This window comes from Clavibacter michiganensis, from assembly GCF_016907085.1.
Taxonomy (GTDB): Bacteria; Actinomycetota; Actinomycetes; order Actinomycetales; family Microbacteriaceae; genus Clavibacter; species Clavibacter michiganensis_O.
In genome coordinates this window covers 98,025-122,991 of the sequence record NZ_JAFBBJ010000001.1, presented here as the reverse complement: position 1 = coordinate 122,991, position 24,967 = coordinate 98,025, and the positions used below count along the sequence as shown (strand labels likewise).

The 24,967-nt window shown below is 72.1% G+C and carries 25 protein-coding genes and 1 tRNA gene; 3 read left to right on the top strand and 23 right to left on the bottom strand.

Going from position 1 to position 24,967, the window contains the following annotated elements; translation table 11 throughout:
- Positions 1-14: 14 nt before the first annotated feature.
- The 9 genes from JOE38_RS00525 to JOE38_RS00485 form a co-directional block, all read right to left on the bottom strand.
- Entirely contained in the window at positions 15-254 is a 240-nt protein-coding gene (locus JOE38_RS00525) for a toxin (protein WP_204574396.1), read from the bottom strand.
- On the bottom strand, positions 251-514 hold the full coding sequence (locus tag JOE38_RS00520) for a ribbon-helix-helix domain-containing protein (protein WP_204574395.1): 264 nt from the start codon (positions 512-514) through the stop codon (positions 251-253). The genes JOE38_RS00525 and JOE38_RS00520 overlap by 4 nt, the downstream gene beginning before the upstream one ends.
- A 157-nt stretch (positions 515-671) precedes the next feature.
- A tRNA-Gln gene (locus tag JOE38_RS00515) sits at positions 672-743 on the bottom strand.
- A gap of 90 nt (positions 744-833) precedes the next feature.
- Positions 834-1,784 (bottom strand): NAD(P)/FAD-dependent oxidoreductase, encoded by a 951-nt coding sequence (locus tag JOE38_RS00510; protein ID WP_204574394.1) that lies wholly within the window; start codon positions 1,782-1,784, stop codon positions 834-836.
- A complete protein-coding gene (gltX, locus tag JOE38_RS00505; protein WP_204574393.1) occupies positions 1,777-3,297 on the bottom strand; it encodes a glutamate--tRNA ligase in 1,521 nt (506 codons plus the stop codon). The genes JOE38_RS00510 and gltX overlap by 8 nt, the downstream gene beginning before the upstream one ends.
- A 13-nt stretch (positions 3,298-3,310) precedes the next feature.
- A complete protein-coding gene (locus JOE38_RS00500) occupies positions 3,311-4,081 on the bottom strand; it encodes a hypothetical protein (RefSeq protein ID WP_204574392.1) in 771 nt (256 codons plus the stop codon).
- Between the two features lie 2 nt (positions 4,082-4,083).
- Positions 4,084-4,857 (bottom strand): fumarylacetoacetate hydrolase family protein, encoded by a 774-nt coding sequence (locus JOE38_RS00495; RefSeq protein ID WP_204574391.1) that lies wholly within the window; start codon positions 4,855-4,857, stop codon positions 4,084-4,086.
- Positions 4,858-4,918: 61 nt separating this feature from the next.
- On the bottom strand, positions 4,919-6,031 hold the full coding sequence (locus JOE38_RS00490) for a branched-chain amino acid aminotransferase (protein ID WP_204574390.1): 1,113 nt from the start codon (positions 6,029-6,031) through the stop codon (positions 4,919-4,921).
- 8 nt (positions 6,032-6,039) lie between these two features.
- Positions 6,040-7,107, bottom strand: a complete 1,068-nt coding sequence (locus JOE38_RS00485; protein WP_204574389.1) for a 3-isopropylmalate dehydrogenase — start codon at positions 7,105-7,107, stop codon at positions 6,040-6,042.
- A gap of 112 nt (positions 7,108-7,219) precedes the next feature.
- Here JOE38_RS00485 and JOE38_RS00480 point away from each other — a divergent pair, with 112 nt between their 5' ends.
- A complete protein-coding gene (locus JOE38_RS00480) occupies positions 7,220-7,474 on the top strand; it encodes a DUF6458 family protein (RefSeq protein ID WP_012037789.1) in 255 nt (84 codons plus the stop codon).
- Between the two features lie 26 nt (positions 7,475-7,500).
- Here the strand turns inward: JOE38_RS00480 and JOE38_RS00475 are convergent, their stop codons facing one another.
- Positions 7,501-9,042, bottom strand: a complete 1,542-nt coding sequence (locus tag JOE38_RS00475) for an MFS transporter (RefSeq protein ID WP_204574388.1) — start codon at positions 9,040-9,042, stop codon at positions 7,501-7,503.
- Positions 9,043-9,157: 115 nt separating this feature from the next.
- Between JOE38_RS00475 and JOE38_RS00470 the strand changes: the two genes are divergently transcribed.
- The gene (locus JOE38_RS00470) at positions 9,158-9,781 is read left to right on the top strand and encodes a TetR/AcrR family transcriptional regulator (protein WP_204574387.1); all 624 of its coding nucleotides are present in this window, start codon (positions 9,158-9,160) and stop codon (positions 9,779-9,781) included.
- A gap of 79 nt (positions 9,782-9,860) precedes the next feature.
- On the opposite strand, the gene serA is transcribed toward JOE38_RS00470, so the two are convergent.
- A complete protein-coding gene (gene serA / locus JOE38_RS00465; RefSeq protein ID WP_204574386.1) occupies positions 9,861-11,450 on the bottom strand; it encodes a phosphoglycerate dehydrogenase in 1,590 nt (529 codons plus the stop codon).
- 62 nt (positions 11,451-11,512) lie between these two features.
- On the opposite strand from serA, the gene JOE38_RS00460 reads away from it, so the two are divergent.
- Positions 11,513-11,914 carry a DoxX family protein gene (locus JOE38_RS00460; RefSeq protein WP_204574385.1) on the top strand — a complete coding sequence of 134 codons (402 nt, stop codon included), beginning with the start codon at positions 11,513-11,515 and terminating at the stop codon, positions 11,912-11,914.
- A 13-nt stretch (positions 11,915-11,927) separates the two neighbouring features.
- Here JOE38_RS00460 and JOE38_RS00455 read toward each other — a convergent pair whose 3' ends face one another.
- The 12 genes from JOE38_RS00455 to JOE38_RS00400 form a co-directional block, all read right to left on the bottom strand.
- Positions 11,928-12,296 (bottom strand): hypothetical protein, encoded by a 369-nt coding sequence (locus JOE38_RS00455; RefSeq protein ID WP_204574384.1) that lies wholly within the window; start codon positions 12,294-12,296, stop codon positions 11,928-11,930.
- Complete coding sequence (locus tag JOE38_RS00450) at positions 12,293-12,826, bottom strand: hypothetical protein (protein WP_204574383.1); 534 nt, start codon at positions 12,824-12,826, stop codon at positions 12,293-12,295. Before JOE38_RS00450 ends, JOE38_RS00455 begins: the two co-directional genes overlap by 4 nt.
- A 115-nt stretch (positions 12,827-12,941) precedes the next feature.
- The gene (gene ilvC, locus JOE38_RS00445; protein WP_012298794.1) at positions 12,942-13,967 is read right to left on the bottom strand and encodes a ketol-acid reductoisomerase; all 1,026 of its coding nucleotides are present in this window, start codon (positions 13,965-13,967) and stop codon (positions 12,942-12,944) included.
- A gap of 174 nt (positions 13,968-14,141) precedes the next feature.
- Positions 14,142-14,651 carry an acetolactate synthase small subunit gene (gene ilvN, locus JOE38_RS00440; RefSeq protein WP_015489796.1) on the bottom strand — a complete coding sequence of 170 codons (510 nt, stop codon included), beginning with the start codon at positions 14,649-14,651 and terminating at the stop codon, positions 14,142-14,144.
- Positions 14,648-16,531: an acetolactate synthase large subunit gene (locus JOE38_RS00435; RefSeq protein WP_204574382.1), complete on the bottom strand. Its 1,884-nt coding sequence runs from the start codon at positions 16,529-16,531 to the stop codon at positions 14,648-14,650. The genes ilvN and JOE38_RS00435 overlap by 4 nt, the downstream gene beginning before the upstream one ends.
- Positions 16,528-18,222 carry a dihydroxy-acid dehydratase gene (ilvD, locus tag JOE38_RS00430; protein WP_204574381.1) on the bottom strand — a complete coding sequence of 565 codons (1,695 nt, stop codon included), beginning with the start codon at positions 18,220-18,222 and terminating at the stop codon, positions 16,528-16,530. The genes JOE38_RS00435 and ilvD overlap by 4 nt, the downstream gene beginning before the upstream one ends.
- Positions 18,223-18,288: 66 nt before the next feature.
- The gene (gene mnhG, locus JOE38_RS00425; protein ID WP_204574380.1) at positions 18,289-18,861 is read right to left on the bottom strand and encodes a monovalent cation/H(+) antiporter subunit G; all 573 of its coding nucleotides are present in this window, start codon (positions 18,859-18,861) and stop codon (positions 18,289-18,291) included.
- Positions 18,858-19,133 (bottom strand): monovalent cation/H+ antiporter complex subunit F, encoded by a 276-nt coding sequence (locus tag JOE38_RS00420; RefSeq protein WP_086513751.1) that lies wholly within the window; start codon positions 19,131-19,133, stop codon positions 18,858-18,860. Before JOE38_RS00420 ends, mnhG begins: the two co-directional genes overlap by 4 nt.
- A complete protein-coding gene (locus JOE38_RS00415; RefSeq protein WP_204574379.1) occupies positions 19,130-19,804 on the bottom strand; it encodes a Na+/H+ antiporter subunit E in 675 nt (224 codons plus the stop codon). Before JOE38_RS00415 ends, JOE38_RS00420 begins: the two co-directional genes overlap by 4 nt.
- Entirely contained in the window at positions 19,801-21,393 is a 1,593-nt protein-coding gene (locus JOE38_RS00410) for a Na+/H+ antiporter subunit D (protein WP_204574378.1), read from the bottom strand. The genes JOE38_RS00415 and JOE38_RS00410 overlap by 4 nt, the downstream gene beginning before the upstream one ends.
- Positions 21,390-21,950, bottom strand: coding sequence for a Na(+)/H(+) antiporter subunit C (locus tag JOE38_RS00405; RefSeq protein ID WP_204574377.1), 561 nt, complete (start codon positions 21,948-21,950; stop codon positions 21,390-21,392). Before JOE38_RS00405 ends, JOE38_RS00410 begins: the two co-directional genes overlap by 4 nt.
- Positions 21,947-24,961 (bottom strand): Na+/H+ antiporter subunit A, encoded by a 3,015-nt coding sequence (locus JOE38_RS00400; protein WP_204574376.1) that lies wholly within the window; start codon positions 24,959-24,961, stop codon positions 21,947-21,949. The genes JOE38_RS00405 and JOE38_RS00400 overlap by 4 nt, the downstream gene beginning before the upstream one ends.
- Positions 24,962-24,967 lie beyond the last annotated feature (6 nt).

Sequence of the window (24,967 nt, the reverse complement as noted above, 5' to 3'; positions counted from 1 at the left end):
GGGCCGTCGTCATGTCAGGGCAGCAGGTCCAGCATCTGCTTCCGCGCGATCATGGCGTGGATCACCAGTTCGTTCCCGCTGTCGAACACGAGCACCACGGTCTCCAGCAGACGCCCCGAGTGATCGAATCCGAGACGCAATTGCCGCGCAGGGCTGTCGTCGTCCAGATCCTCGATCCAGATCGCCCACGATGCGGCCTGGACGGCATCCTCGGGTTCGATCCCGTGCTTCCGCGCCGAAGGGTGAACCCTCACGCCGCGGAGTCGTGGAGCGCCTGCCGGATCACCTCGGAGCGCGACGTTCCCTCGCGAGCCGCTCGAGCATCCACCGCGGCGAGCTCCTCGTCGGTGAGCCGCACGGCGACGACCTGGGACGGTCGCGCTCCGCGCCCGGGACGGCCGCGGCCCCGCTTCCTGAGCGTGTCCGCGTCGTACCCGACCTCGGCCTCATCGGCCCACGCCTGGATCTGCTCCTCCGTCACGGGGACGCCGTCGATGGTCTCGTCGCCTGTCATGCGAATAACGTAATACGCCGGGGGCCGGGAGTCGAGAGCCGTCCGGCAGCAGCGATCGGCATGCGCGGCGCTTCGGATGGCGCCATCCGAGATGGCAGAGCGAGGGAAAAGGAAAAGGCCCGGATAACCGGGCCTGTGATTTCTCGCGTATTCAGTGCTGGGGTACCTGGACTCGAACCAAGAACAAAAGAATCAGAATCTTCCGTGTTGCCAATTACACCATACCCCAAGGTCCCGATGCGCGATCGGGCCTCGTCGAGTGTAGCCCATCGGCCGGATCCGCGCCAAACCGGCGCGCTACCGATGGGCCCGACACGCGTCAGATCACGGGCAGCAGGTCCCGGTTGATCGCGCTGGCGGCGCGCGCCCCGAAGCCGGCCGCGATGATCAGCTGCTGCGGGCCCGGCTGCGAGCTGTCGCCCGCCGCGTAGACGCCGTCGTGGGAGGTGCGGCCCTCGGCGTCGACGGCGATGTGGCCGTCGTGATCCGTGTCGAGGTCGAGCCCCGAGAGGAAGTCGAGCGCGGTCGAGTACCGCGGGCGGACGAAGCCGCCGGTGCGCGGGACGACGGAGCCGTCCTGCATCCGGATGCCGGTGACGACCGCGCGCTCGCCCTCGATGTCGGCGACGGGGCGGCGGTCGACGCGGATGCCGAGGGACGCGAGCCCGCGCTCCCCCGCCTCGTCGATCTCCGCGACGCCGTTGGTGAAGACGATGATGTCGCGCGACCACTGCGAGAGCAGCAGGGCGCGCTCCACGAGGTCGTCGGTCTCGCCGATGAGGAAGAGCGGCTCGTCGGCCTTCTCGTAGCCGTCGCACTCCATGCAGCTGTGCACGGCGGTGCCGTAGTACGCGCGGATGCTCGGCAGGTCGGGAAGCGTCTCCACGAGGCCCGTGGCGATGAGGATCCGGCGCGCGTGGACCTCGCGGTCGGGCGCGCGGCGCACGCCCTTCGCGCGGATCGTGAAGCCGCCCTCGGCGGGCTCCGCCGACTGCACGACGGCCAGCTGGAACTCGCCCTCGTCGTACCCCTCGACCTCGACCTGGCCGAGCTTGCGGAGCTCGAGCGGGGAGATCCCGTCGCGCGTGACGAAGCCGTGCGACATGAGGGTCGCGGCGTTGCGCGGCCGGTTGCTGTCGAGCACGAGCGTGCGGCGGCGGGCGCGCACCAGGTTGAGCGCGGCGGACAGGCCGGCGGGCCCGGCGCCGATGACGACGACGTCGTAGGAGTCGCCGGTCGCGGTGGATCCCGCGACCCCGGGATCACTCACCGAGCATCCCCGCGAAGCGGTCGAGGCGGGCGATGGTCTCGTCCTTGCCGAGCAGCACCATCGACTCGAACAGCGGCGGCGAGATCCGGCGCCCGGAGACGGCGACGCGCAGCGGCCCGTACGCGAGTCGCGGCTTCATGCCCATGCCGGTGATGAGCGTGTTCTGCAGCACCTCCTGCACCAGGTCGATGTCCCACTGCGTGTGCGGGACGCCCGCGAGCGCGCCCCGCGAGGCGGCGAGCACCTCGGGGGCGTCGTCCTTCAGCGCCTGGACCGCAGCGTCGTCGTAGGGCAGCGCATCCGCCGTCGTGAAGAGGAAGGAGAGGAGGTCGGGCGCCTCGCCGAGGAGCTGCATGCGCTCCTGCACGAGCGGGGCCGCCGCGTCGAGCATCCGCTGCTCGTCGTGCGTGAGCTCGGCGCCGACGACGCCAGCGGCCTGCAGGTACGGCACGAGGCGCTGGGCGAAGTCCTCGAGCGGGAGCAGGCGGATGTGGTCGCCGTTCAGCGACTCCGCCTTCTTGAGGTCGAAGCGCGCAGGCGCGGGCGTGACGTCGGCGACGTCGAACGCCGTGATCATCTCCATCCGCGAGAACACGTCGCGGTCGTGCGTGAGCGACCAGCCGAGCAGCGCGAGGTAGTTGATGAGGCCCTCGGGGATGAAGCCGCGGTCGCGGTGGTGGAACAGGTTCGACTCGGGGTCGCGCTTGGAGAGCTTCTTGTTGCCCTCCCCCATCACGTAGGGCAGGTGGCCGAAGCGCGGGATGGCGTCGGTCACGCCGATGTCGATGAGCGCGTGGTACAGCGCGATCTGCCGGGGCGTCGATGAGAGCAGGTCCTCGCCGCGGAGCACGTGCGTGATCCCCATGAGGGCATCGTCGACGGGGTTCACGAGCGTGTAGAGCGGGGCGCCGTTCGGGCGCACGAGCACGAAGTCGGGGAAGGATCCGGCCGGGAACGTGACCGTGCCGCGCACGAGGTCGTCGAAGGAGAGGTCGGTGTCCGGCACGCGGAGGCGGAGGGCCGGCGAGCGGCCCTCGTCGCGGAACGCCTGGCGCTCGGCCTCGGTGAGGTCGCGCTCGAAGTTGTCGTAGCCCATCTTCAGGTCGCGGCCGGCGGCGCGGTTGCGGGCCTCGATCTCCTCCGCGGTCGCGTAGCTCTCGTAGAGGTGGCCGGACTCGGTGAGCTTCTGGATCACGTCGAGGTAGAGGTCCGTGCGCTGCGACTGGCGGTACGGCGCGTGCGGCCCGCCGACGCCCTCGCCCTCGTCCCAGTCGATCTCGAGCCAGCGCAGCGCCTCGATGAGCTGCTCGTAGCTCTCCTCGCTGTCGCGCGCGGCGTCGGTGTCCTCGACGCGGAAGATCAGCTTGCCGCCCGTGTGGCGGGCGTAGGCCCAGTTGAAGAGCGCCGTGCGGATGAGCCCCACGTGCGGCGTCCCGGTCGGGGACGGGCAGAACCGGACGCGGACGTCGGTGCCGGTGGCGGTGGTCACGGGGTGCGCGGTTGTCTCAGTCATCCTGGGTCCGATTCTAGGGCTCGGGCTGCGGCTCCCCGTCGGTCGCCGGCGCCCCGTCGGCGCAGTACGGCTCGAGCAGGTCCCAGCGGTCGTACTGGTCGCCGGGCGGCACGCCGCACTCGAGGAGGACGGCACCGGCGGACCGCGTCGGGTCGAGGCCCTCGAGCGTGCCGGATCCGCGGAACGCGCCGTCGCAGCCCGTCACCGTCACGTGCGCGGACTGGGCGGAGCCCAGGTAGCCGATCACGTAGCGGGCCTCGCGGTCGAGCGCGGGATCGAACGAGGAGATCTGCAGCGGCCGCCCGAACCGCGGTCCCACGAGCTCGCGGTCGCGGAGGTCCGCGGCGAGGAAGGAGGCCCACGTCTCAGCCGGGGCGAGGTCGTCGTCGACCACCGGGGTCGCGGACTCGTCCCTCTCGTCGAGCTCCAGGCGGAGCGCCGGCCGCAGCGCGGTGTCGTTCCGCGTGACGCGCTGGGTCGTGGATCCGAGCCCGGGCTGCTCCCCCGCGCTCGGGATCCGCACGGTCATCACCCGCACGGCGAGCAGCTCGTCGGCGGGACCCGCCTCGGGCTCCGCCCAGTCGATCGAGAGGTCGGCGGGTGTGCAGCCGGCCGGCAAGCCGAGCTCCGCGGCCCCCGGGGTCGGCGACGCCGTGGGCGTCGGGGCCGCAGAGGGCCCCGGCGTCTCGAGCCCGTAGTCGGACACGTCGTAGACGCAGCCCGAGAGCAGCGCCACCGCCGCGGCCGCCAGCGCGACGCGCGCAGGACGACCGGGACGGATCACGGTCAGGCGCGGGCGCGCGCGGGATTGGAGAGCGTGCCGATGCCCTCGATCGACACCTCGACGACCTGGCCGTCGGTGAAGGGGCCGACGCCCGCGGGCGTGCCCGTGAGGATCACGTCGCCGGGCAGCAGCGTCCACACGCGCGAGGCGAACGCGATGAGCTCGGGCACCGAGTGCACCATCTCGCTCGTGCGCCCGGACTGGCGGAGCTCGCCGTCCACGCGGGTCTCGATGAGCGCGTCCTCGAACGAGCCCTCGGTCTCGATGACCGGCCCGAGCGGGCAGAACGTGTCGTACCCCTTGGCGCGGGCCCACTGGCTCTCGGAGTGCTGGATGTCGCGAGCGGTCACGTCGTTGCCGATCGTGTAGCCGAAGATCGAGCGGCGCGCGTCCTCCACGGACACGTCGCGCGTGATCCGCCCGATGACGACCGCGAGCTCGCCTTCGTGCTCGACCTGCTCGCTGTCGGCGGGGAGGCGGATCGCGTCGTCGGGGCCGATGACGGAGGTGTTGGGCTTCAGGAAGATGAGCGGCGTGGTGGGCGCCTCGCTGCCGTGCTCGGCCGCGTGCGCCGCGTAGTTGCGGCCCACCGCGACGACCTTGGAGCGCGGGATCACCGGGGCGAGCAGCCGGGCGTCGGCGAGCGGCACGCGCTCCCCCGTCGTCTGGTAGCCGCTGAACATGGGGTCGCCGGTGAGGACGACCAGGTGGCCCTCCTCCTCGTCGAGGATGCCGAAGCGGGGGTCGTCACCGGTGCTGAATCGCGCGATCTTCACGCTGACGACCCTAGCCGTGCCGACGGCGCGCGGCCGCCGGCACGAGGCACCGGGCTGCGCGCTACGCGTCGAGGCGCGTGAGCCAGCCGTGGCGGTCGGGGATGCGGCCGTACTGGATGTCGGTGAGCTCCTGGCGCAGCGACATCGTCAGCTCGCCGGCGGGCGCGTCGATGTCGCCGACGTCGAGGCCCTCGCCCATCAGGCGGCCGATGGGCGTGATGACCGCCGCGGTGCCGCACGCGAACACCTCCGTGATCTCGCCCGACGCGACGCCGTCGACCCACTCCGACAGCTCCACGCGCCGCTTCTCGACCGTGAGGCCGCGGTCGCGCGCGAGCTCGAGGATCGAGTCGCGCGTGATGCCCTCGAGGATGCTCTCCGAGTCGGGCGTGACCAGCCGGCCATCCTCGTAGACGAGCACGATGTTCATGCCGCCAAGCTCCTCGAGGTAGCGGCCCTCCTCGGAGTCGAGGAAGAGCACCTGCGCGCAGCCGTGCGACGCGGCCTCGGCCTGCGGGAGGAGCGATGCCGCGTAGTTGCCGCCGCACTTCGCGGCGCCCGTGCCACCCTTGCCCGCGCGGGAGTACTGCGTGGACAGCCAGATGGACACCGGCGCCACCCCGCCCGTGAAGTACGCGCCCGCGGGGCTCGCGATGACGTAGTAGCCCACGCGCTGGGCGGCGCGCACGCCGAGGAAGCTCTCGTTGGCGATCATGAACGGGCGCAGGTACAGGCTCTGCTCCGCGGCCGTCGGCACCCAGCCGAGGTCGGCGCGGACCAGCTGCCGCACGGACTCGACGAAGTCCTCGGTGGGGAGCTCGGGGAGCGCGAGGCGGCGGGCCGAGCGCTGGAGGCGGGCGGCGTTGCGGTCGGGGCGGAAGGTCCAGACGGATCCGTCGGCGTGGCGGTACGCCTTCATGCCCTCGAAGATCTCCTGACCGTAGTGCAGCACGCTCGCCGCCGGATCCAGCTGGAGCGGCCCGTACGGGACGACGCGCGCGTCGTGCCACCCGGCGTCGAGGGTCCAGTCGATCTGGACCATGTGGTCGGTGAAGTGCTTGCCGAAGCCCGGGTCCGCGAGGATCGCCTCCCGCTCGGCGTCGGCGCGGGCGCTCTCCGACGGGGTCTGCTCGAAGGACAGGGGGAACGCGGTGGCGGTGCTGGTGGTGCTCATGGGGTCCTTCAGTGGTTCGTGGAGAGGGCGCGGATGACGGCGTCGCCGACCTCCGCGGTGGATCGGGGTGCCGTGTCGCCCACGGCGCGCGCGGCGAGGTCGGCCGACACCGCTGCCGTGACGCGCGCGGCGGCCTCGGGCAGGCCGAGGTGGTCGAGCAGGAGCGCGACCGAGAGGATCGCCGCGGTCGGGTCGGCCTTCTGCTGCCCGGCGATGTCGGGCGCGGATCCGTGCACCGGCTCGAACATGCTCGGGAACGCGCCCGTGGGGTTCACGTTGCCGGACGCCGCGAGGCCGATGCCGCCCGAGATGGCCGCGGCCAGGTCGGTGATGATGTCGCCGAACAGGTTGTCGGAGACGATCACGTCGAAGCGGGACGGGTCGGTGACCAGGAAGATCATCGTGGCGTCGACGTGCAGGTAGTCGACCGTGACGTCCGGGTGCTCGGCGGCGACGCGGTCGACGGTGCGCTGCCAGAGGGATCCGGCGAAGGTCAGCACGTTGGTCTTGTGCACGAGGGTCACGTGCTTGCGCTCGCGCTTCTGGGCCAGCTCGAACGCGAACCGCACGGTGCGCTCCACGCCGTGCGCCGTGTTCACCGACACCTCGGTCGCGATCTCGTGCTCGGTGCCGCGACGCAGCACGCCGCCGTTGCCCGCGTACGGCCCCTCGGTGCCCTCGCGGACGACGACGAAGTCGACCTCGCCGGGCGCGGCGAGCGGCGAGGCGACCCCGGGCAGCAGCGTGGTGGGCCGCAGGTTGATGTAGTGGTCGAACGCGAAGCGGAGCTTGAGCAGCAGGCCGCGCTCGATGATGCCGCCGGCGAGGCGCGCGTCGCGGGGGTCGCCGCCGACGGCGCCCAGCAGGATCGCGTCGTGCTGCGCGAGCGCGGCGAGGTCGGAGTCGGTGAGGATCTCCCCCGTCTCGAGGTAGTGGCCGGCGCCGAACGGGTACTGCGTGGTGTCGAGCGACACGTCGTCGGGGACCGCCTCCCGGAGCACGCGCAGGGCCTCGTGGACGACCTCGGGGCCGATGCCGTCCCCGGGGACGACGGCGAGCGAGATGGTGCGGGGCATGGATCCTCCCGGGACTGGTGGGTTTCCGGACAGGCTACCCGTCCGTCGCGGGGCACCGGCGCTACGGTGAAGGCGTCCGACTACTCGGCGGGCACGACCCAAGGAGCACCGCATGAGCATCGGCCTCGGAATCTTCCTCGTGGTCGTCGGCGCGATACTCGCGTTCGCCGTCGACCTCACCGTCCCCGGCGTCGACCTGCAGCTGGTCGGCTACATCCTGATGGGTGGCGGTGCGCTCGTCATCATCATCGGCGTCGCGCTCCTCGCCCGACGCCGCACGGCCGTGAGCGAGACGCGCACGCGCATCGACCCCGCGACCGGTCAGCGCATCACGCGCAGCGAGCGCTCCGACGACAACGTCGTCTGATCCCGCCGGCGGGCTGACGCGCCCGCTCAGTCGTGCGAGCTCGCGCGGCGCAGGCTCGTGAGCGAGATGACGATCGCGCCGACCATGAGCAGGGCGCCGATGATCGACGTCGTCACCACGCCGCCGTCGAACGCGCGGTGCGCCGACTCCAGCAGCGCCGCGCCCACGTCGGCGGGCACGCGCTCGGCGACCGACACCGCTCCCCCGAGCGTCTCGCGCGCCGCGCTCGCGTCGCCGTCGGACAGCCCGGCCGGAAGCGTGAGGCCCGTGCGGTAGCTCGCGGTGAGGATGCTGCCGAGCACGGCCGTGCCGAGCACCGCGCCCACCTCGTACGCCGTCTCCGAGACCGCGGACGCCGCGCCCGCCTTGGCCGGCGGGACGGCCGCGATGATGAGGTCGTTCGAGATGGTCTGCGAGGCGCCGATGCCCGCGCCCAGCAGGCAGAACGCGAACACCAGCAGCCCGACGGACGCGTCGCGGCCCGTGGCCGCGAGGATCACGTAGGCGGCCGCCGAGAGCGCCAGCGCGATCGCGACGACGCGCGACGGGCGGGCGCGCGCCACGATCGGCACGATCACGAGGCCCGAGACGATGACCACCACGGATCCCGGGATGAGCGCGAACCCGGCCGCGAGCGGGTCGAGGCCCGCGACCAGCTGCAGGTGCTGCGTCACGAAGAAGAGGAAGCCGACGAGCGAGACGACGCTCAGCAGGTTGACGAGCACCGCGCCCGTGAAGACCGGCTCGCGGAAGAGCGCGACGTCGAGCATGGGATTCCGGGCGCGCGACATGCGGCGCACGAAGAGGATGCCGGCGACCACGCCCACGACGGGCGCGGCGATCGCGAGCGGCGTGGCGCCCTCGGTCGCGAACGTCTTGATCGCGTAGACGATGGGCGCCACGGTCGCGAGCGACAGCAGGATCGCGATCCCGTCGATCGGACCCGGTGCCGGGTCCTTCGACTCCGGCACGAGCAGGGGCGTGAGGATCAGCAGCGGCAGCATCACGGGCACGGCGACGAGGAACACGGATCCCCACCAGAAGTGCTCGAGCAGCACGCCGCCCACGAGCGGGCCGAGCGCGGACCCGCCGGAGAAGCCCGACGCCCAGATCGCGATGGCGAGGCGGCGCTGCTTCCGGTCGGTGAAGATGGTGCGCAGGAGCGACAGCGTGGAGGGCATGAGCATCGCGCCGAAGAAGCCGAGGGCGGCGCGCGCGGCGATGAGCTGCGACGCGTCGGTCGCGAACGCGGCGAGGGCCGAGACGAGGCCGAAGCCGGCCGCGCCGATCATGAGGAGGCGCCGCCGGCCGTAGCGGTCCCCCATGTTGCCCATCGCGACGAGGAGCCCCGCGAGCACGAGCGGGTACGCGTCGATGACCCAGAGCTGGGCGGCGCCCGACGGCTCGAGGTCGCGCGCGATGGACGGCATCGCGAAGCTCAGCACCGTGTTGTCGATGGAGACGAGGAGCACCGGGAGCATCAGCACCACGAGCGCGGCCCACTGGCGTCGCCCGGCGCGGCCGGTGCCGGCGGTCACGGGGACGGATGCGGTGCGGGGCGTGGACATGACGGGGCTTCCTGACGTCGGGAGGCGCGGGGCGCGCGGACGGGGCCGCGGGAGCGACGGATATCACTGTACCGTCCGGTCGGTACAGCGAGCAAGCCGCCGCTACGCTGGATCCATGCCCGCCGCCACGCCCGACGACCCCGCGCCCGAATCCGAGACCGACGCCGCATCCGACCCGGCGTCCTCCTCCGGCGGGACCGCGCGCGACCGCATCCTCGACGCCTTCGAGGAGCTGCTCGTGCAGCAGGGCGAGCGCGGCACGACCCTCGAGGCGGTCGCCGCCGCGGCCGGCGTCTCCAAGGGCGGGCTGCTCTACCACTTCGGCGGCAAGGAGGCGCTCGTCGACGGCCTGCTCGCGCGCATGGCGGCGCTCGCGCGCGAGGACGTCGAGCGGTTGCGGCGGGCGGAGCGCGGACCCGTCGATCGGTGGATCCGCGGATCGCTGTCCACCGCCACGCCCTTCGACCGCGCGTACGTCGCGACCTCCCGGCTCGCGCAGGGCAACCACCCGCGCGCCCGCGACGCCCTCACGCACCTGCAGGACGAGTGGGCCGCCGTGATCCTCGAGGCCGTGGGCGACCCGGCCGTGGCGCGCGCCGTGCTCCTCATCGGCGACGGCCTCTACTACAACAGCGCGCTGCAGCCGTGGCTCGGCGGATCCGCGCCCGCCGACGAGGCGCTCGACGAGCTCATCCGCGTGGTCGACGACCTCGTGCGGCTCCGCTCGACGCGCGGCTGACCGGGCCCGCCGGTCCCGGACGCGCCGCGAGGGCGGCCGCCGCAGCAGCCGCCCTCGCGGTGGTCGATCCGAGCGGGGATCAGTCGGCGATGTCGATCTCGCGCAGCGACGTCGCCTGGATGGCCCGCCGCACGTTCTCCAGCACGCCGTCCGGCACGGGCGAGTCGACGCTGAGCACGCTGAGCGCGCGGCCGCCGGCCTCCTGGCGGGCGATCTGCATGCCGGCGATGTTGACCTCGGCGTCGCCGAACTCCTTGCCGTAGACCGCGACGATGCCCGGGCGGTCCTCGTACTTCATGACGATGAGGTGGCGGCTGAACGGCACCTCGACGTCGTAGCCGTCGATCTCGACGAGCTTCTCGATCTGCTTGGTGCCCGTGAGCGTGCCTGACACCGACACCTGGGTGCCGTCGGACAGCGCGCCGCGGATGCTGAGGACGTTCCGGTACTCCTCCGACACGGCGTCCGTGATGAGGCGCACCTCGAGCCCGCGCTGCTCGGCGAGCAGCGGCGCGTTGACGTAGGAGACGTTCTCGCTCACGACGTTGGTGAAGACGCCCTTGAGCGCCGCGAGCTTCAGCACGCTGACGTCGTAGCCGGCGAGCTCGCCGCGGACGACCACGTCGATGCTCGTGAGCGCCTCGTGCGCGAGGCCGGAGAACACCTGGCCGAGCTTCTCCATCAGCGGGATGCCGGGGCGCACGTACGGGTCGATGACGCCGCCCGCGACATTCACGGCGTCCGGCACGAGCTCACCGCCGAGGGCGAGGCGCACGCTCTTCGCGACCGAGACGCCGGCCTTCTCCTGGGCCTCGTCGGTGGAGGCGCCGAGGTGCGGCGTGACGATGATGTTGTCGAGGTCGAGCAGCGGGGATCCCGTGGGCGGCTCGCTGACGAACACGTCGAGGCCGGCGCCCGCGATGCGCTTCGACTTGAGCGCCGTGTACAGCGCGTCCTCGTCGATGATGCCGCCGCGGCTCGCGTTGACGATGCGCAAGCTCGGCTTCGCGAGCGCGAACTGCTCCGTGGAGATGAGGCCCGTGGTGTCGGGCGTCTTGGGGATGTGGATGGTGATGAAGTCCGAGGCCTGCATCAGCTCGTCGAGCGGGAGGAGCTGCACGCCGAGCTGCTGCGCGCGGGCCGGCGTGACGTAGGGGTCGTACGCGACGAGCGTGGCGCCGAAGCCCGCGAGGCGCTGGGCCACGAGCGTGCCGATGCGGCCGAGGCCGACGATGCCGATGGTCTTCTCGTAGAGCTCGACGCCCGTGAAGGACGAGCGCTTCCAGAGGCCCTGCTTGAGCGAGGCGCTCGCGTCCGGGATGAAGCGCGCGAGCGAGAGGATGTGGCCGATGGCGAGCTCGGCGGCCGAGATGACGTTGGAGGTCGGCGCGTTCACGACCATGACGCCCGCGGTGGTCGCGGCCTTGATGTCGACGTTGTCGAGGCCCACGCCCGCGCGGGCGACGACCTGGAGGCGCGGGGCGGCGGCGATGGCCTCCGCGTCGATCTTGGTGGCGGAGCGCACGAGCACGGCGTCCGCGTCCGCGAGGGCCGCGAGCAGGGCCGGGCGGTCGGTGCCGTCGACGGATCGGACGTCGAAGTCGGGCCCCAGGGCGTCGACGGTGGCGGGCGAGAGTTCTTCGGCGATGACGACGACGGGCTTGGTCAAGAGCGGTCCTTCGGGCGGGGGCGGCTGGGACCCTCACATGCTAGTGGCCCCAGAATGGGGCGATGAGCGATGTGACGTGGACGACGATCCAGCTCGCCGTGCGGATCCTGCTGGCCCTCGTCTTCGTCGGCATGGGCGTCAACCACTTCGTGCCGAAGGCCGCGCGGGCCATGGCGGCGATCATCCCGCCGTCCTTCCGCCGCCCCGGCGTGCCCTCTCCCCTGGCGCTCGTGCGGTTCACCGGCGTGTGCGAGATCGCGGGCGGGATCGGCCTGCTGGTCGAGCCGCTGCGGCTCGCGGCGGGCATCGCGCTGGCGGTGTTCCTGGTCGCGGTCTTCCCCGCGAACGCCTACGCGGCCCGGCACCCGGAGCGCTTCGGCCGCATCGCGATCCCGCTGGTGCCGCGCCTCGTGGCGCAGGCGGTGCTGATCGGGCTCGTGCTCTTCGCGGGCTGGCCGCTCTAGCGATCCGCCGCCGCTAGACGAGCGGCAGCAGGGCCGCGAGGCCGACCGTGAGCGCGCTCGCCGCGGCGAGGCCCGCGAGCATGACGAGGACGCGCGCGGCGACGGGCCGGCCGCGCGTCGCCAGCGCTCCGAGGACGAACGCGACGACGGGCACGAGGATCGCGCCCACGAGCGTCGCGAGGGTGCCCGGCCGGAGCGATCCGCCGAACGCCGTCGCGATGTCGCGGAACGCCGTGTACTGGTCGACGGCCTGCCACACGAGGATGCCGTGGGCCAGCGCGCCGAGGATCCCGACGACCCACCCGGCGCGCGTCGGCCGGCCGCGGCGCGTCCGCGCGGGAGCCGTCGCGGTCACGCGGACGCTCGCCTCGTCGCCGCTCACCGGGTCACCAGCCAGGGCCACGGGAAGAGGACCACGGCACCCGCGGCGAGCACGAGCATGCGGGGGCCGACGCGCATCCCCCGCAGCGCGGCGACGACGGCGGCCAGCCACAGCGGCGGCGCGAGCACCGTGAGCGCCTCGGTCGCCTGCGCGACGCCGACCTGGAACGCGGACCCCGCGCTCGACGGGTTGTCGCGCACGACGAAGAACCAGGCGATGGTCTCGAGCACCGCGACGGCGCCGAAGAAGGCGAGCCCCACCACCTCGGGCGAGGCGTCGGGGGCGGCGTGGTCGTCGTGGTCGGCCGCGAGGCCGACACGCGGCTCATCGGATCCCGCAGCGGATCCGGACGCGGCGGCCCGGCGCGCGGCCGTCGCCCCGAGGGCGGTCGCCCGGCCGCTCCCGGTCACGGGTGCGGCGTCCGGTCGGCGGCGGGGCACGGCGCGCTGCGGCTCGGGCGACCGGGCGAGCGTGGGATCCGCCTCCTCGCCGGCCCAGCTGAGGGCGTCGTCGTCGGGGGTCCTGGGCATCCCCCGATCGTACGTGCTCGCATCCGGACGCCCGCCTGGTGCCGGGACGCCCTGGGGACGCGCGGACGCCCGGCCGCGCGAGGCGACCGGGCGTCCGGTGGGGATGGGGCGTCGCCTAGCGGGCGACCGAGCCGTCCGTGTAGTCGTCGTCGGCCTTGTTCCACGCGAAGAGCTTGCGCAGCTCGCGGCCGGTCGACTCGATCGGGTGCTCCTCGCCCTTCTTGCGGAGCTCGAGGAACTCGGGCGCGCCGGCGTCCTGGTCCTTGATGAAGCGGTCGGCGAACGCGCCGGACTGGATGTCCGCGAGGACGGCCTTCATGTTCTCCTTGACGTCCGGCGAGATGACGCGCGGGCCGGAGACGTAGTCGCCGTACTCGGCCGTGTCGGAGATGCTCCAGCGCTGCTTCGCGATGCCGCCCTCCCACATGAGGTCGACGATGAGCTTGAGCTCGTGCAGCACCTCGAAGTACGCGATCTGCGGCTGGTAGCCCGCCTCGATCAGCGTCTCGAAGCCGTACTGCACCAGCTGCGAGGTGCCGCCGCAGAGCACGGCCTGCTCGCCGAAGAGGTCGGTCTCCGTCTCCTCGGTGAAGGTGGTGCGGATGCCGCCGGCGCGGAGGCCGCCGATGCCCTTGGCGTACGACCACGCGAGGTCCCACGCCTTGCCCGACGCGTCGACCTCGACGGCGACGATGACGGGGACGCCGCGGCCGGCCTCGAACTCGCGGCGCACGGTGTGGCCCGGGCCCTTCGGGGCGACGAGGACGACGTCGACGCCCTCGGGCGCCTCGATGTAGCCGAAGCGGATGTTGAACCCGTGCGCGAAGACGAGCGTCTTGCCCTCGGTGAGGTTGTCGCGGACGCTGTCCGCGTAGAGGCCGCGCTGGTGCTGGTCGGGCGCGAGGATGACGATCACGTCGGCCCACGCGGATGCGTCGGACGGCGTCTTCACCGTGAAGCCCTGCTCCTCGGCCTTGGCGCGGCTCGTCGAGCCCTCCTTGAGGCCGATGACGACCTCGACGCCGGAGTCGCGGAGGTTCAGCGCGTGCGCGTGGCCCTGCGAGCCGTAGCCGATGACGGCGACCTTGCGACCCTGGATGAGCGAGAGGTCGGCGTCCTTGTCGTAGACGATGTCAGTCACGTGATGGATCTCCTTGTTCTGTCGTCCCCGAGAGGGGCGAGGGGCGGTCGTGCCTGGCTGCCCCGCGCTCGGGCGGGGCGTGGTCGTGATCGTGCGGGAGGGTGCGTGCATGCGCGGAGGGCGCGGTGCGCGGGGAGCCTAGCGGCTGTCCCGCACGGCCCGCCGCGGTCGGCGCTAGGGGGTGCGGAAGACGCGGTCGGTGATCGACTTGGACCCGCGCCCCATGGCGAGGAGCCCCGACTGCGCGAGCTCCTTGATGCCGAAGGGCTCGAGCACCCGGAGGAGCGCCTGCACCTTGCCCGAGTCGCCCGTGACCTCGATGATCAGTGCGTCGGTGGCCACGTCGACCACGCGGGCGCGGAAGAGGTTCACCGCCTCGAGCACCTGCGAGCGGGTCGTGTTGTCGACACGCACCTTGACGAGCAGGTGCTCGCGCTCGACGGCCTGCCCGGGGTCGAGCTCCACGATCTTGATGACGTTGATCAGCTTGTTGAGCTGCTTCGTCACCTGCTCGAGCGGGAGAGCCTCGACGTCCACGACGACCGTGATCCGCGAGAGGCCCTCGATCTCGCTCGCGCCGACCGCGAGCGACTCGATGTTGAAGCCGCGACGGGCGAAGAGCCCTGCGACGCGGGTGAGGAGGCCGGGCTTGTCCTCCACCAGGAGGCTCAGGATGTGGCTCACTTCTCGGTCCTCCCGGTCTCGGCGAGGTCGTCGTCCCAGTCGGGCGCGTGGTCGCGGGCGTACTGCACCGCGCTGTTGCTGAGGCCCTGCGGCACCATCGGCCACACCATCGCGTCACGGCTCACCACGAAGTCGATGACGACGGGGCGGTCGTTCGTCGCGAGCGCCAGGCGGATCGCGTCGTCCACCTCCTCCGGCTTCGTCACGCGGATCCCGAGGGCGCCGTACGCGTCGGCCATCTTCACGAAGTCGGGCACCATGCGGGTGCCGCCGCCCGTGTTGAGGTCGGTGTTCGAGTAGCGGCCCTCGTAGAAGAGGGTCTGCCACTGGCGCACCATGCCGAGCGACGAGTTGTTGATGATCGCGACCTTGATCGGGATGTCGTTGATCGTGCAGGTGGCGAGCTCCTGGTTGGTCATCTGGAAGCAGCCGTCGCCGTCGATCGCCCACACGTGGCGGTCCGGCTGGGCGACCTTGGCGCCCATTGCGGCGGGCACCGAGTAGCCCATGGTGCCGGCGCCGCCGGAGTTGAGCCACGAGTTGGGGCGCTCGTACTTGATGAACTGCGCGGCCCACATCTGGTGCTGGCCGACGCCGGACGCGAACACGCCCTCCGGCCCCGTGATCTCGCCGATGCGCTGGATGACGTACTGCGGCGCGAGCTGGCCGTCCGCGGGCTCCGCGTAGCCGAGCGGGAACTCCTCGCGGAGGCCGTCGAGGTAGGTCCACCAGTCGGCGATGTCCTGCTCGACCTCGGACGCGGCCTTCGCCTCGCGGAACGCCACGGCCAGGTCGGCGATGACGTCCTTCGCGTCGCCCACGATCGGGACGTCCGCGATGCGGATCTTGGAGATCTCGGCGGGGTCCACGTCGACGTGGACGACCTTGGCGTGCGGCGCGAAGAGCGACGCCTTGCCGGTGACCCGGTCGTCGAAGCGCGCGCCGAGCGACACGAGCAGGTCGGACTCCTGCAGCGCGAGCACCGCGGGCACCGTGCCGTGCATCCCGGGCATGCCGAGCTGCTGCGGGTGGGAGTCGGGGAACGCGCCGCGCGCCATGAGCGTCGTGACGACGGGGGCGCCGACCGCCTCGGCCAGCGCGAGCAGCTCCTCGTGCGCCTTCGCGCGGATCACGCCGCCGCCGACGTACAGGACGGGCTTCTTCGCCTCGACGAGCAGCTGCGCGGCGGCCTGGATCTGCTTGCCGTGCGCCTTGACGACGGGCCGATAGCCGGGCAGGTCGATCTTCGGCGGCCAGTGGAACGGCGCCTCGAGCTGCTGCGCGTCCTTCGTGATGTCGACGAGGACCGGGCCCGGCCGGCCGGTGGAGGCGATGTGGTACGCCGACGCGATGGTCGACGGGATGTCCTCGGGCCGCGTGACCAGGAAGCTGTGCTTCGTGATGGGCATCGTGATGCCCACGATGTCGGCCTCCTGGAAGGCGTCGGTGCCCATGAGCGTGGAGAAGACCTGGCCGGTGATCGCGAGGAGCGGCACCGAGTCCATGTATGCGTCCGCGATGGCCGTGACGAGGTTCGTCGCCCCGGGGCCGGAGGTGGCGATGCAGACGCCGGTGCGTCCGCTCGAGGACGCGTAGCCCTCGGCGGCGTGGCCGGCGCCCTGCTCGTGGCGGACGAGGATGTGGCGCAGCTTCGTCGAGTCCATGAGCGGGTCGTAGGTGGGGAGGATGGCACCGCCGGGGAGGCCGAAGATGTCGTCGACCCCGAGGAGCTCGAGCGTGCGGACGACGGCCTCGGCGCCCGTGAGGATCTCGTCGCCCTGGTGGGCGGTCGGCGCCTGCGGCGTGGGGGGCGGGGTGGGCAGAGCTGGCATGTGTGCGCGATTCCTGGGAGAGGGTGCTGGAGGTGAGGAGGGGGTCATCCCGTGATCGCGCCCTCGGCGGCCGAGTGCACGAGCTTGGCGTACTTGGCGAGGACCCCGCGCGTGTAGCGCGGCGGGAGAGGTGCCCACCCCTCACGGCGGGCGGCGAGCTCGGCCTCGTCGACCAGTAGGTCGAGCGTGCGAGCGGCGATGTCGACGCGGATCCGGTCTCCATCGCGCACGAAGGCGACGGGACCTGCGTCCACCGCTTCGGGAGCCATGTGGCCGATGCACAGTCCGGTTGTGCCGCCTGAGAATCGACCGTCCGTCAAGAGTAGTACATCCTTGCCGAGGCCGGCCCCCTTGATGGCGCCCGTGATGGCGAGCATCTCGCGCATGCCGGGGCCGCCCTTCGGGCCCTCGTAGCGGATGACGATGACGTCGCCCTTCGAGATGCGGCCCTCGGTGAGCGCGTCCATGGCGGCGCGCTCGCGCTCGAAGACGCGGGCCGGGCCCTCGAACACGTCGAGGTCGAAGCCGGCGGTCTTCACGACCGCGCCCTCGGGGGCGAGCGAGCCGTGCAGCACGCTGATGCCGCCGGTGGCGTGGATGGGGTCGTCCATCTTGCGGAGGACCGTGCCGTCGAGCTCCGCGAGGTCCATCGACTCGAGGTTCTCGCGCATGGTGCGGCCGGTGACGGTCATGACGTCGCCGTGCAGGAGGCCCGCGTCGAGCAGGGCCTTCATGACGACGGGCACGCCGCCGACGCGGTCGACGTCGTTCATGACGAAGCGGCCGAAGGGCTTCAGGTCGCCGAGGTGCGGCACGCGGTCGGCGATGCGGTTGAAGTCGGACAGCTGCAGGTCGACCTCGGCCTCGCGCGCGATGGCGAGGAGGTGGAGGACGGCGTTGGTGGATCCGCCGAACGCCATGACCACGGAGATGGCGTTCTCGAACGCCTCCTTCGTCATGATGTCGCGCGCGGTGATGCCCTTCGCGATCAGGTTCACGACGGCCTCGCCCGAGCGGTGCGCGAAGTAGTCGCGGCGGCGGTCGGCGCTCGGCGGGGCGGCGGATCCCGGGAGGCTCATCCCGAGGGCCTCGGCCACGCTCGCCATGGTGTTCGCGGTGTACATGCCGCCGCAGGCGCCCTCGCCCGGGCAGATGGCCTTCTCGATGCGGGTCAGGTCCTCCTGGCTCATCGTGCCGGCCTTGCACGCGCCGACCGCCTCGAAGGCGTCGATGATGGTGACCTCCTTCTCGGTGCCGTCCGAGAGCTTCACCCAGCCGGGCGCGATGGATCCCGCGTAGAGGAACACCGAGGAGAGGTCGAGGCGGGCCGCGGCCATGAGCATCCCGGGGAGCGACTTGTCGCAGCCGGCCAGGAGCACGGATCCGTCGAGGCGCTCGGCCATCATGACGGTCTCGACGCTGTCGGCGATGACCTCGCGCGAGACGAGCGAGAAGTGCATGCCCTCGTGGCCCATGGCGATGCCGTCGCTGACGGAGATGGTGCCGAACTGGAGGGGGTAGCCGCCGCCCGCGTGCACGCCCTCCTTGGCGCCCTGCGCGAGGCGGTCGAGGCTGAGGTTGCACGGGGTGACCTCGTTCCACGAGCTGGCGACGCCGATCTGGGGCTTCTCCCAGTCCTCGTCGCCCATCCCGACGGCGCGGAGCATGCCCCGCGATGAGGTGGCCTCGATCCCGTCGGTGACGTCGCGGCTCCGGGGCTTCATGTCGATCTCAGGCATGGCATGAGTTTATGTCCTGCCGTGGAGCAGTCCCGGCCCCCTGGGGGCGGGCGGCCACGGGTGTCGTCAGCCGAAGCCCGGGGGCAGCCGGCCCGCGTCCGCGTCGCCGTCGCGGGCCGGGTCGGCGGGCGTCGGCGCGGCGACCGCCGACTCCGCGTCGCGCGGTCCCGCCCCGCCCGCGACGTGTCCCGCCTCCTCGGCGGCGATGTTCTCGGCGGACCCGACGGGGAGCGTGGACGCGTCCACCTCGTCGGCCGCGCGCAGCTCGTCGTGGGCCCGGTCGATGGCCTCCTCGAGCTCGTCGACGAGGAGGTCCTCGCGGAGGAAGTGGCGGAGGCGGTAGCCCGCGCGGCCGACCATGTGCGCGGAGATCGGGGCCGTGAGCATCTGGAAGAGGAGCACGGGGACGAGCATCGCGACCGTGCTGAGGCTCTGCGACTGGAGGGCGAGGGCGAGGAGCACGAGGATCACGCCGAGGATCTGCGGCTTGGTGGCCGCGTGCATGCGGGCGAGCGGATCCGGGAAGCGGAGGAGGCCCACGCCGGCGGCGACCGAGAGCACGCCGCCGAGGATGAGGAGCACGAGGCTCACGACGTCGAGGGCGTCGGCCAGCGGGCCGGACACGAGGACGCCGCTCACGACGGATCCTGCTTCGAGACGTAGCGGGCGACCGCGACCGTGGCGAGGAACGCCGTCATGGCGAGCACGAGCATCACGGGCACCGTGCGGGTGTGGCCGTTGTAGATCATCTCGGCGCCGAGAACGCAGATGAGCGTGGTGAGCAGCACGTCGGACGCGATGATCCGGTCGAGGATGCTCGGACCGCGCACGATGCGCACGAGCGCCATGGCGGCGGTCGAGAAGAACAGGGCGCCGACGACGACCCAGCCGACCTGCATCACGATGCTCATGCGAGCTCCTCCCCCGTGGTCGAGATGAGCCCCGCCTCGAGGTCGCGGTCGCGCACCAGCTCGTGCGCGCGCTGCCGGCGGGTCTGCAGCAGCGGCTCGCGGCCGGAGTCGCGCCGCTCGCGGTTGACGCGCCACACGTCGTCGGCGGTGCCGAGCGTGAAGACGATGCGGCTCTCGACCTGCAGCGTCGTCTCCCGGACGCGCTCGACGTCCTCCGGCGTGGAGGTTCCGAGCGCGTGCAGGTAGAGGATCGAGCGCTCCCGGTCGGCCTCGACCACGATCGATCCCGGCACGAGCGACACGAGCTCGGCCGTGAGCGTCATGACGAAGTCGCTGCGGGTGTGCAGGTGCACCGCGATGACGGAGTTGACCGGCACGCGGCGCCAGTCGAACGCCATGGCCGCGACCTGGAACGACGCGCGCACGAGGTCGACCGCGAAGCGACCGAGCAGGATCAGCGCCCAGCGGATGTCGAACCGGCCGGACAGCTCCACGGGCGGCAGGTAGAACACGCGCGTGACGAGGAGCGCGAGCACGATGCCGGTGACGACCGAGATGACGGTGACGTGGCCCCAGAGCAGGAGCCAGAGGATCACGAGCCAGACGAGGAGCGGCAGCTGCACGAGGAGCGAGAGCCGCTCGGCGCGGGCCCGGGCCTTGCGCGGGCTCATTCGACGCCTCCCGGGAAGACGGTCTCGACGTAGCCGAGCTCGCCGGATCCGTTGCCGGACCCGGGTCCGGTGAGGCTCTCGCCCGCGCGCTCGGCGAGGGCGTACACGGGACCCGCGAAGACCGTGAGCGCGACGCTGACGACGACCATGCCGGCCGTCGCGCTCGTCATCAGCACGGGCGTCTTCCGCACGGTCGTCACGGCCTCGCCGCCGGGCCGCTCGGAGAGCTGGTCGAGCAGGGGCGACTCGTAGTCCTCGACCTCCTCCGCGCCGCGCCAGAACGCCATGTTCCAGACGCGGGCGAGGGCGTAGAGCGTGAGGAGGCTCGTGGCCGCGCCGGCCGCGATGACGGCGTAGGTGAGCCAGCCGCCGACCTCGGCGCCGGAGTCGAAGAGCGCGACCTTGCCGATGAAGCCCGAGAACGGGGGGATGCCGCCGAGGTTGAGCGCGGGGATGAAGAAGAGGATCGCCATCACGGGCGCCGCCTTCAGCAGGCCGCCGAGCCTGTTGATCGAGGTGCTGCCGCCCGTGCGCTCGATGAGGCCGGAGGCGAGGAACAGCGTCGTCTGCACGACGATGTGGTGGATCACGTAGTAGATGGTCGCGGTCATGCCGGCCACCGTGTTGAGCGCGATGCCGAAGATCATGTAGCCGATGTGGCTCACGAGCGTGAACGAGAGCAGCCTCTTGATGTCGGCCTGGGCGACCGCGCCGAGGATGCCGACGACCATCGTGAGCGCCGCCACGACCATGAGCGCCGTGGAGAGCTGGTCGGTGGGGAACATGACCGTCTCGGTGCGGAGGATCGCGTAGACGCCGACCTTGGTGAGGAGCCCGGCGAAGACCGCGGTGACGGGAGCGGGCGCCGTCGGGTAGGAGTCGGGCAGCCAGAACGACAGCGGGAAGACGGCCGCCTTGATGCCGAACGCGACCAGCAGCATGATGTGCAGGATCAGCTGCACGTCCGGCGGGATCTCGTCGAGCCGCACCGAGATCTGCGCGATGTTCACCGTGCCGAGGGCGCCGTAGATCATGGCGATGGAGGCGAGGAACAGCATCGACGAGACGAGGCTCACCACGATGTAGGTGACGCCCGCCCGGATGCGCGCCTCCGTGCCGCCGAGCGTGAGGAGCACGTAGCTCGCCACGAGGAGGATCTCGAACCCGACGTAGAGGTTGAAGAGGTCGCCCGCGACGAAGGCGTTGAAGACGCCGGCCGCGAGGATCAGGTACGTGGGGTTGTAGATGGACACCGGCGTCTCGCCGTCCCCGTCCTCGAGCCCCTGGCCGATCGAGAACATGAGGACCGCGAGCAGCACGATCGACGAGATCAGCAGCATGAGCGCCGAGAGCCGGTCGACCACGAGGACGATGCCGAACGGCGCCGCCCAGCCGCCGACCTCGACGGACTGGCCGCCCTGCTGGTCCACGAGCACGAGGAGCACGCCGCTGATCACGACCACGACCAGGAGCGCGAGCACCGACACGGCGACCTGCAGGCGGCGCTGACGCGCGGCGACGAGGGCCGCCGCCGCGCCGAGCAAGGGCACGAGGACGACGAGCGGGATGAGGGTCTGGAAGATCGTCAACGGTCCTCCCCCGTCTCCTTCTCGGCGCGCCTCGTACGGAAGTCGCGGTCGTCGTCGTCGTCGGCGGAGTCGTCGATGGCCTCTTCCAGGTCGGATCGGTTGTCGCGCAGCTTGCGGGCGGAGGCGATCGCGGCCTCGGCGTTGGTGCCGAACTCGGTGTCGTCGTCGTCGGGGACCGTGGGCTCCTCTCCGAGGCCCGTGCGGGGACCGCGCATCGCGAGGTCGTCCTCGTCGTCCGTCACCACGTCGGCGTTGGCCAGCCGCCAGGAGCGGTAGATGAGCGCCATGAGGAAGGCCGAGACGCCGAAGGTGATGACGATGGCCGTGAGGATGAGGGCCTGCGGCAGCGGGTCGGCGTAGTCGGCCGGATCCACGTCCGGGTCGTAGATGGGCGCCAGCCCCACGCGGCCGGACATGATGAGGATGAGGATGTTGGTCGCGTTGCCCACCAGCAGGAAGCCGAGCAGCACGCGCGTCATGCTGCGCTCGAGCATCAGGTAGATGCCCGTGGCGTACAGCGCGGCCATGATCACGATGAGGGTGACGGAGACGCTCACACGCTCACCCCCTGCTCGGTCTCCATGCCGTCCGCTCCCTGCTCGACCGTCCGGTCGCTCTCCTCCTGGCGGTCGACCTCCGCGCCGAGGCTGCGGAGCACGTCGAGCGTGAGGCCGACGACGACGAGGTAGACGCCGACGTCGAAGAAGGTGCTCGTGACGAACTCGACGTGGCCCACGAAGGGCACCTCGGTGTCGATCCACGTGGAGGTGAGGGCGTCGGCGCCGAAGACGAGCGGGACGATCGCCGTGCCGACCGCGAAGACGAGACCCGTGCCGAGGACGCGTCCCGCGTCGACCGGGGCCGCGGCGCCGAGCTCGTAGCGGCCGCCCGCCAGGTAGCGCGCGACGAGCGCCATGCCCGCCAGGAGCCCGCCCGCGAATCCGCCGCCCGGCAGGTTGTGGCCCGAGAAGAGGAGGTACACGGACACCACGATGAGGCTGTGGAAGAGGAGGCGCACGACGACCTCGAGGAGGATCGACCGGTTCTGCGGCGCGAGCGTGCGGCCGGCGAGGAGCCAGGGGCTGCGCTGGTCGCGGTGCGAGTCCGTGACCGCGTCGCGCGCGTCCATGCGCGGCCCGCCGACGCCGGCCTCGACCTCGAGCGGCGCCTCGGCGCCCGCGGAGGACGGGTCGTGCCGCCCGGTGAGCCGCGCGAGGAGGCTGCGGCGCGACGGCGCGGTCAGGCGCGGCAGCGAGTCGGTGCGGCGGTTGAGGAAGATGAGGCTCGCGACGCCCGTGGCCGCGACGATGAGCACCGAGATCTCCCCCATGGTGTCCCAGCCGCGGAGGTCGACCAGCGTGACGTTGACGACGTTGCTGCCGTGGCCCTGCTCGTAGGCGAGGCGCGGGAACTCCAGCGAGATGGGCGACGCGACGCGGGCGCCGAGCGCGACGACCGCGACGGTGGACATGAGCGCGGCGACCGCGATGCCGATGGACGCGCGCCAGATCGGGTGCACCGACCGGTTCCGCTCCCCCAGCCGGACGGGCAGGCGGCGGAGCACGAGGACGAAGGCGACGAGCGTGATCGTCTCGATCAGCACCTGCGTGAGCGCGAGGTCGGGCGCGCCGTGCAGGGCGAAGAGCGCGGCCATGCCGTACCCGGTGACGCCCACCAGCACGACGGCCTGGAAGCGCTTGCCGGCGCGGGCGGCGGCGATGGCCGCCACGATCATCACGACGCCGATCACGGGCTGCGCCGGGTGGTCGAACGGCACGGCGGTGGTGGGCCACGAGCGGTTGAGCGCGAGGGCGGATCCGACGGAGCCGATGAGCACGAGCAGGATCACGCCGAGGTAGAACGGGAGCGAGCCGCGCTGCGTGGTCGCGGTGGTGCGCGCGGCGACCCGGTCGATCAGGCGCATCGACGCCCAGTAGATGCGCGCCGCGTCGATCCAGGACGGCACGCGCGACTGCAGCGCGAAGACCCCGTCGCGCAGGCGGAACATCGTGAGGCCCACCACGAGCGTGCCCGCGGAGATGAGGAGCGCGGGCTCGATCCCGTGCCAGAGCGCGAGGTGGTACGTGTGGTCGGGCTCGCCGGAGGCGCCGGCGCTGACGGCCGGGAGCGTGTCCGCGTATCCCGCGATCCAGCCGTCGACGGACGACGCGAGGAAGCCGAGCACGAGGCCGGTGGCGGCGAGCACGGCCGGCGGCACGAGGAAGTCGAGGTGCTCGTGCACGGGCTGGACCTCGTCCACGCCGCGCTTGCGGGCGAACGCGCCCCACATGAAGCGCGCGCTGTAGGCGACCGTGAGGCAGGAGCCGACCGAGACGCCGATGAGCGCGACCCAGCCGAGCCCGCCGCCGAGCTCCGCGTCGGTGAGGAACGCCGTGAGCACGGCCTCCTTCGCGACGAAGCCGAGGAAGGGCGGGAGGCCCGCCATCGAGGCGAGCGCGAGGGCGGCGACGACCGCGAGCACGGGGGCCTTCCGGCCGAGGCCGCTGATCTTGCGGAGGTCGCGCGTGCCGGCCCGGTGGTCGACGACGCCGACGACGAGGAACAGCGTCGCCTTGAACAGCGCGTGCGCGAGCAGCAGCGCGACGCCCGCGAGCGCCGCGTCGCGCGTGCCGTAGCCGACGACCACGGTGAGGAACCCCAGCTGGCTGACCGTGCCGTAGGCCAGGACGAGCTTGAGGTCCATCTGCTTGAGCGCGCGCCAGCCGCCGACGAGCATCGTCGCGACGCCGAGCGAGACGAGCAGGACGCGCCAGCCGGGCACGTCGGCGTAGCCGGGCGCGAGGCGGGCCACGAGGTAGATGCCGGCCTTCACCATCGCGGCGGCGTGCAGGTACGCGCTCACCGGCGTCGGCGCGGCCATGGCGGCGGGCAGCCAGAAGTGGAAGGGCACGAGGGCGGACTTCGAGAGCGCGCCGAGGAGGATCAGCACGACCGCGACGGGGATCAGCGGGCCGCCGGGCGGATCCGCTACGAGGGCGGCGAGGCTCGTGGTGCCGCCGGTGACCGACAGGATCACGAGACCGACGAGCATGGCGAGCCCGCCCGCCGTGGTGACGAGAAGCGCCTGCAGCGCCGCGCCGCGGCTCGCCTTCTTGCCCGTGTAGTGGCCGATGAGGAGGTAGGAGAGGACGCTCGTCGCCTCCCAGAAGGTGAAGAGCACGAACACGTCGTCGGCGAGGACGAGCCCGAACATGACGCCCGCGAACGCCACGAGGAGACCCGCGAACCGGCCGAGCCCCTCCTCCGAGCTGCGGAAGTAGCGCGCGCAGTAGAGGAGGACCAGGGCGCCGACGCCCGTGACCACGAGGGAGAGGAGCCAGGACAGGGCGTCCATCCGCATGTCGAGCGTGATGCCGAGCGACGGGATCCACTCGACGCGCTCGACTACCTCGCCGTCGGGCAGCACGGCCGGGCCCTGCGCGACCGTGTACGCGAACGCGGCGGCCGGCACGAGGGCGGCCACGACGAACGCCCGCACGCCCATGACGCGGGCGAGCAGCGGGATGCCGACGGAGGCGACCAGGAACACCGCGAGGAGGACGATCACGTGCGG

Excerpts from the sequence above, each read along its gene's own strand:
- JOE38_RS00520 (WP_204574395.1), bottom strand. The coding sequence starts at position 514 with ATGACAGGCGACGAGACCATCGACGGCGTCCCCGTGACGGAGGAGCAG.
- gltX (WP_204574393.1), bottom strand. The coding sequence starts at position 3,297 with ATGACTGAGACAACCGCGCACCCCGTGACCACCGCCACCGGCACCGAC.
- JOE38_RS00490 (WP_204574390.1), bottom strand. The coding sequence starts at position 6,031 with ATGAGCACCACCAGCACCGCCACCGCGTTCCCCCTGTCCTTCGAGCAG.
- JOE38_RS00485 (WP_204574389.1), bottom strand. The coding sequence starts at position 7,107 with ATGCCCCGCACCATCTCGCTCGCCGTCGTCCCCGGGGACGGCATCGGC.
- JOE38_RS00480 (WP_012037789.1), top strand. The coding sequence starts at position 7,220 with ATGAGCATCGGCCTCGGAATCTTCCTCGTGGTCGTCGGCGCGATACTC.
- JOE38_RS00475 (WP_204574388.1), bottom strand. The coding sequence starts at position 9,042 with ATGTCCACGCCCCGCACCGCATCCGTCCCCGTGACCGCCGGCACCGGC.
- JOE38_RS00470 (WP_204574387.1), top strand. The coding sequence starts at position 9,158 with ATGCCCGCCGCCACGCCCGACGACCCCGCGCCCGAATCCGAGACCGAC.
- JOE38_RS00460 (WP_204574385.1), top strand. The coding sequence starts at position 11,513 with ATGAGCGATGTGACGTGGACGACGATCCAGCTCGCCGTGCGGATCCTG.
- JOE38_RS00450 (WP_204574383.1), bottom strand. The coding sequence starts at position 12,826 with ATGCCCAGGACCCCCGACGACGACGCCCTCAGCTGGGCCGGCGAGGAG.
- JOE38_RS00435 (WP_204574382.1), bottom strand. The coding sequence starts at position 16,531 with ATGACCCCCTCCTCACCTCCAGCACCCTCTCCCAGGAATCGCGCACAC.
- ilvD (WP_204574381.1), bottom strand. The coding sequence starts at position 18,222 with ATGCCTGAGATCGACATGAAGCCCCGGAGCCGCGACGTCACCGACGGG.
- JOE38_RS00420 (WP_086513751.1), bottom strand. The coding sequence starts at position 19,133 with ATGAGCATCGTGATGCAGGTCGGCTGGGTCGTCGTCGGCGCCCTGTTC.
- JOE38_RS00415 (WP_204574379.1), bottom strand. The coding sequence starts at position 19,804 with ATGAGCCCGCGCAAGGCCCGGGCCCGCGCCGAGCGGCTCTCGCTCCTC.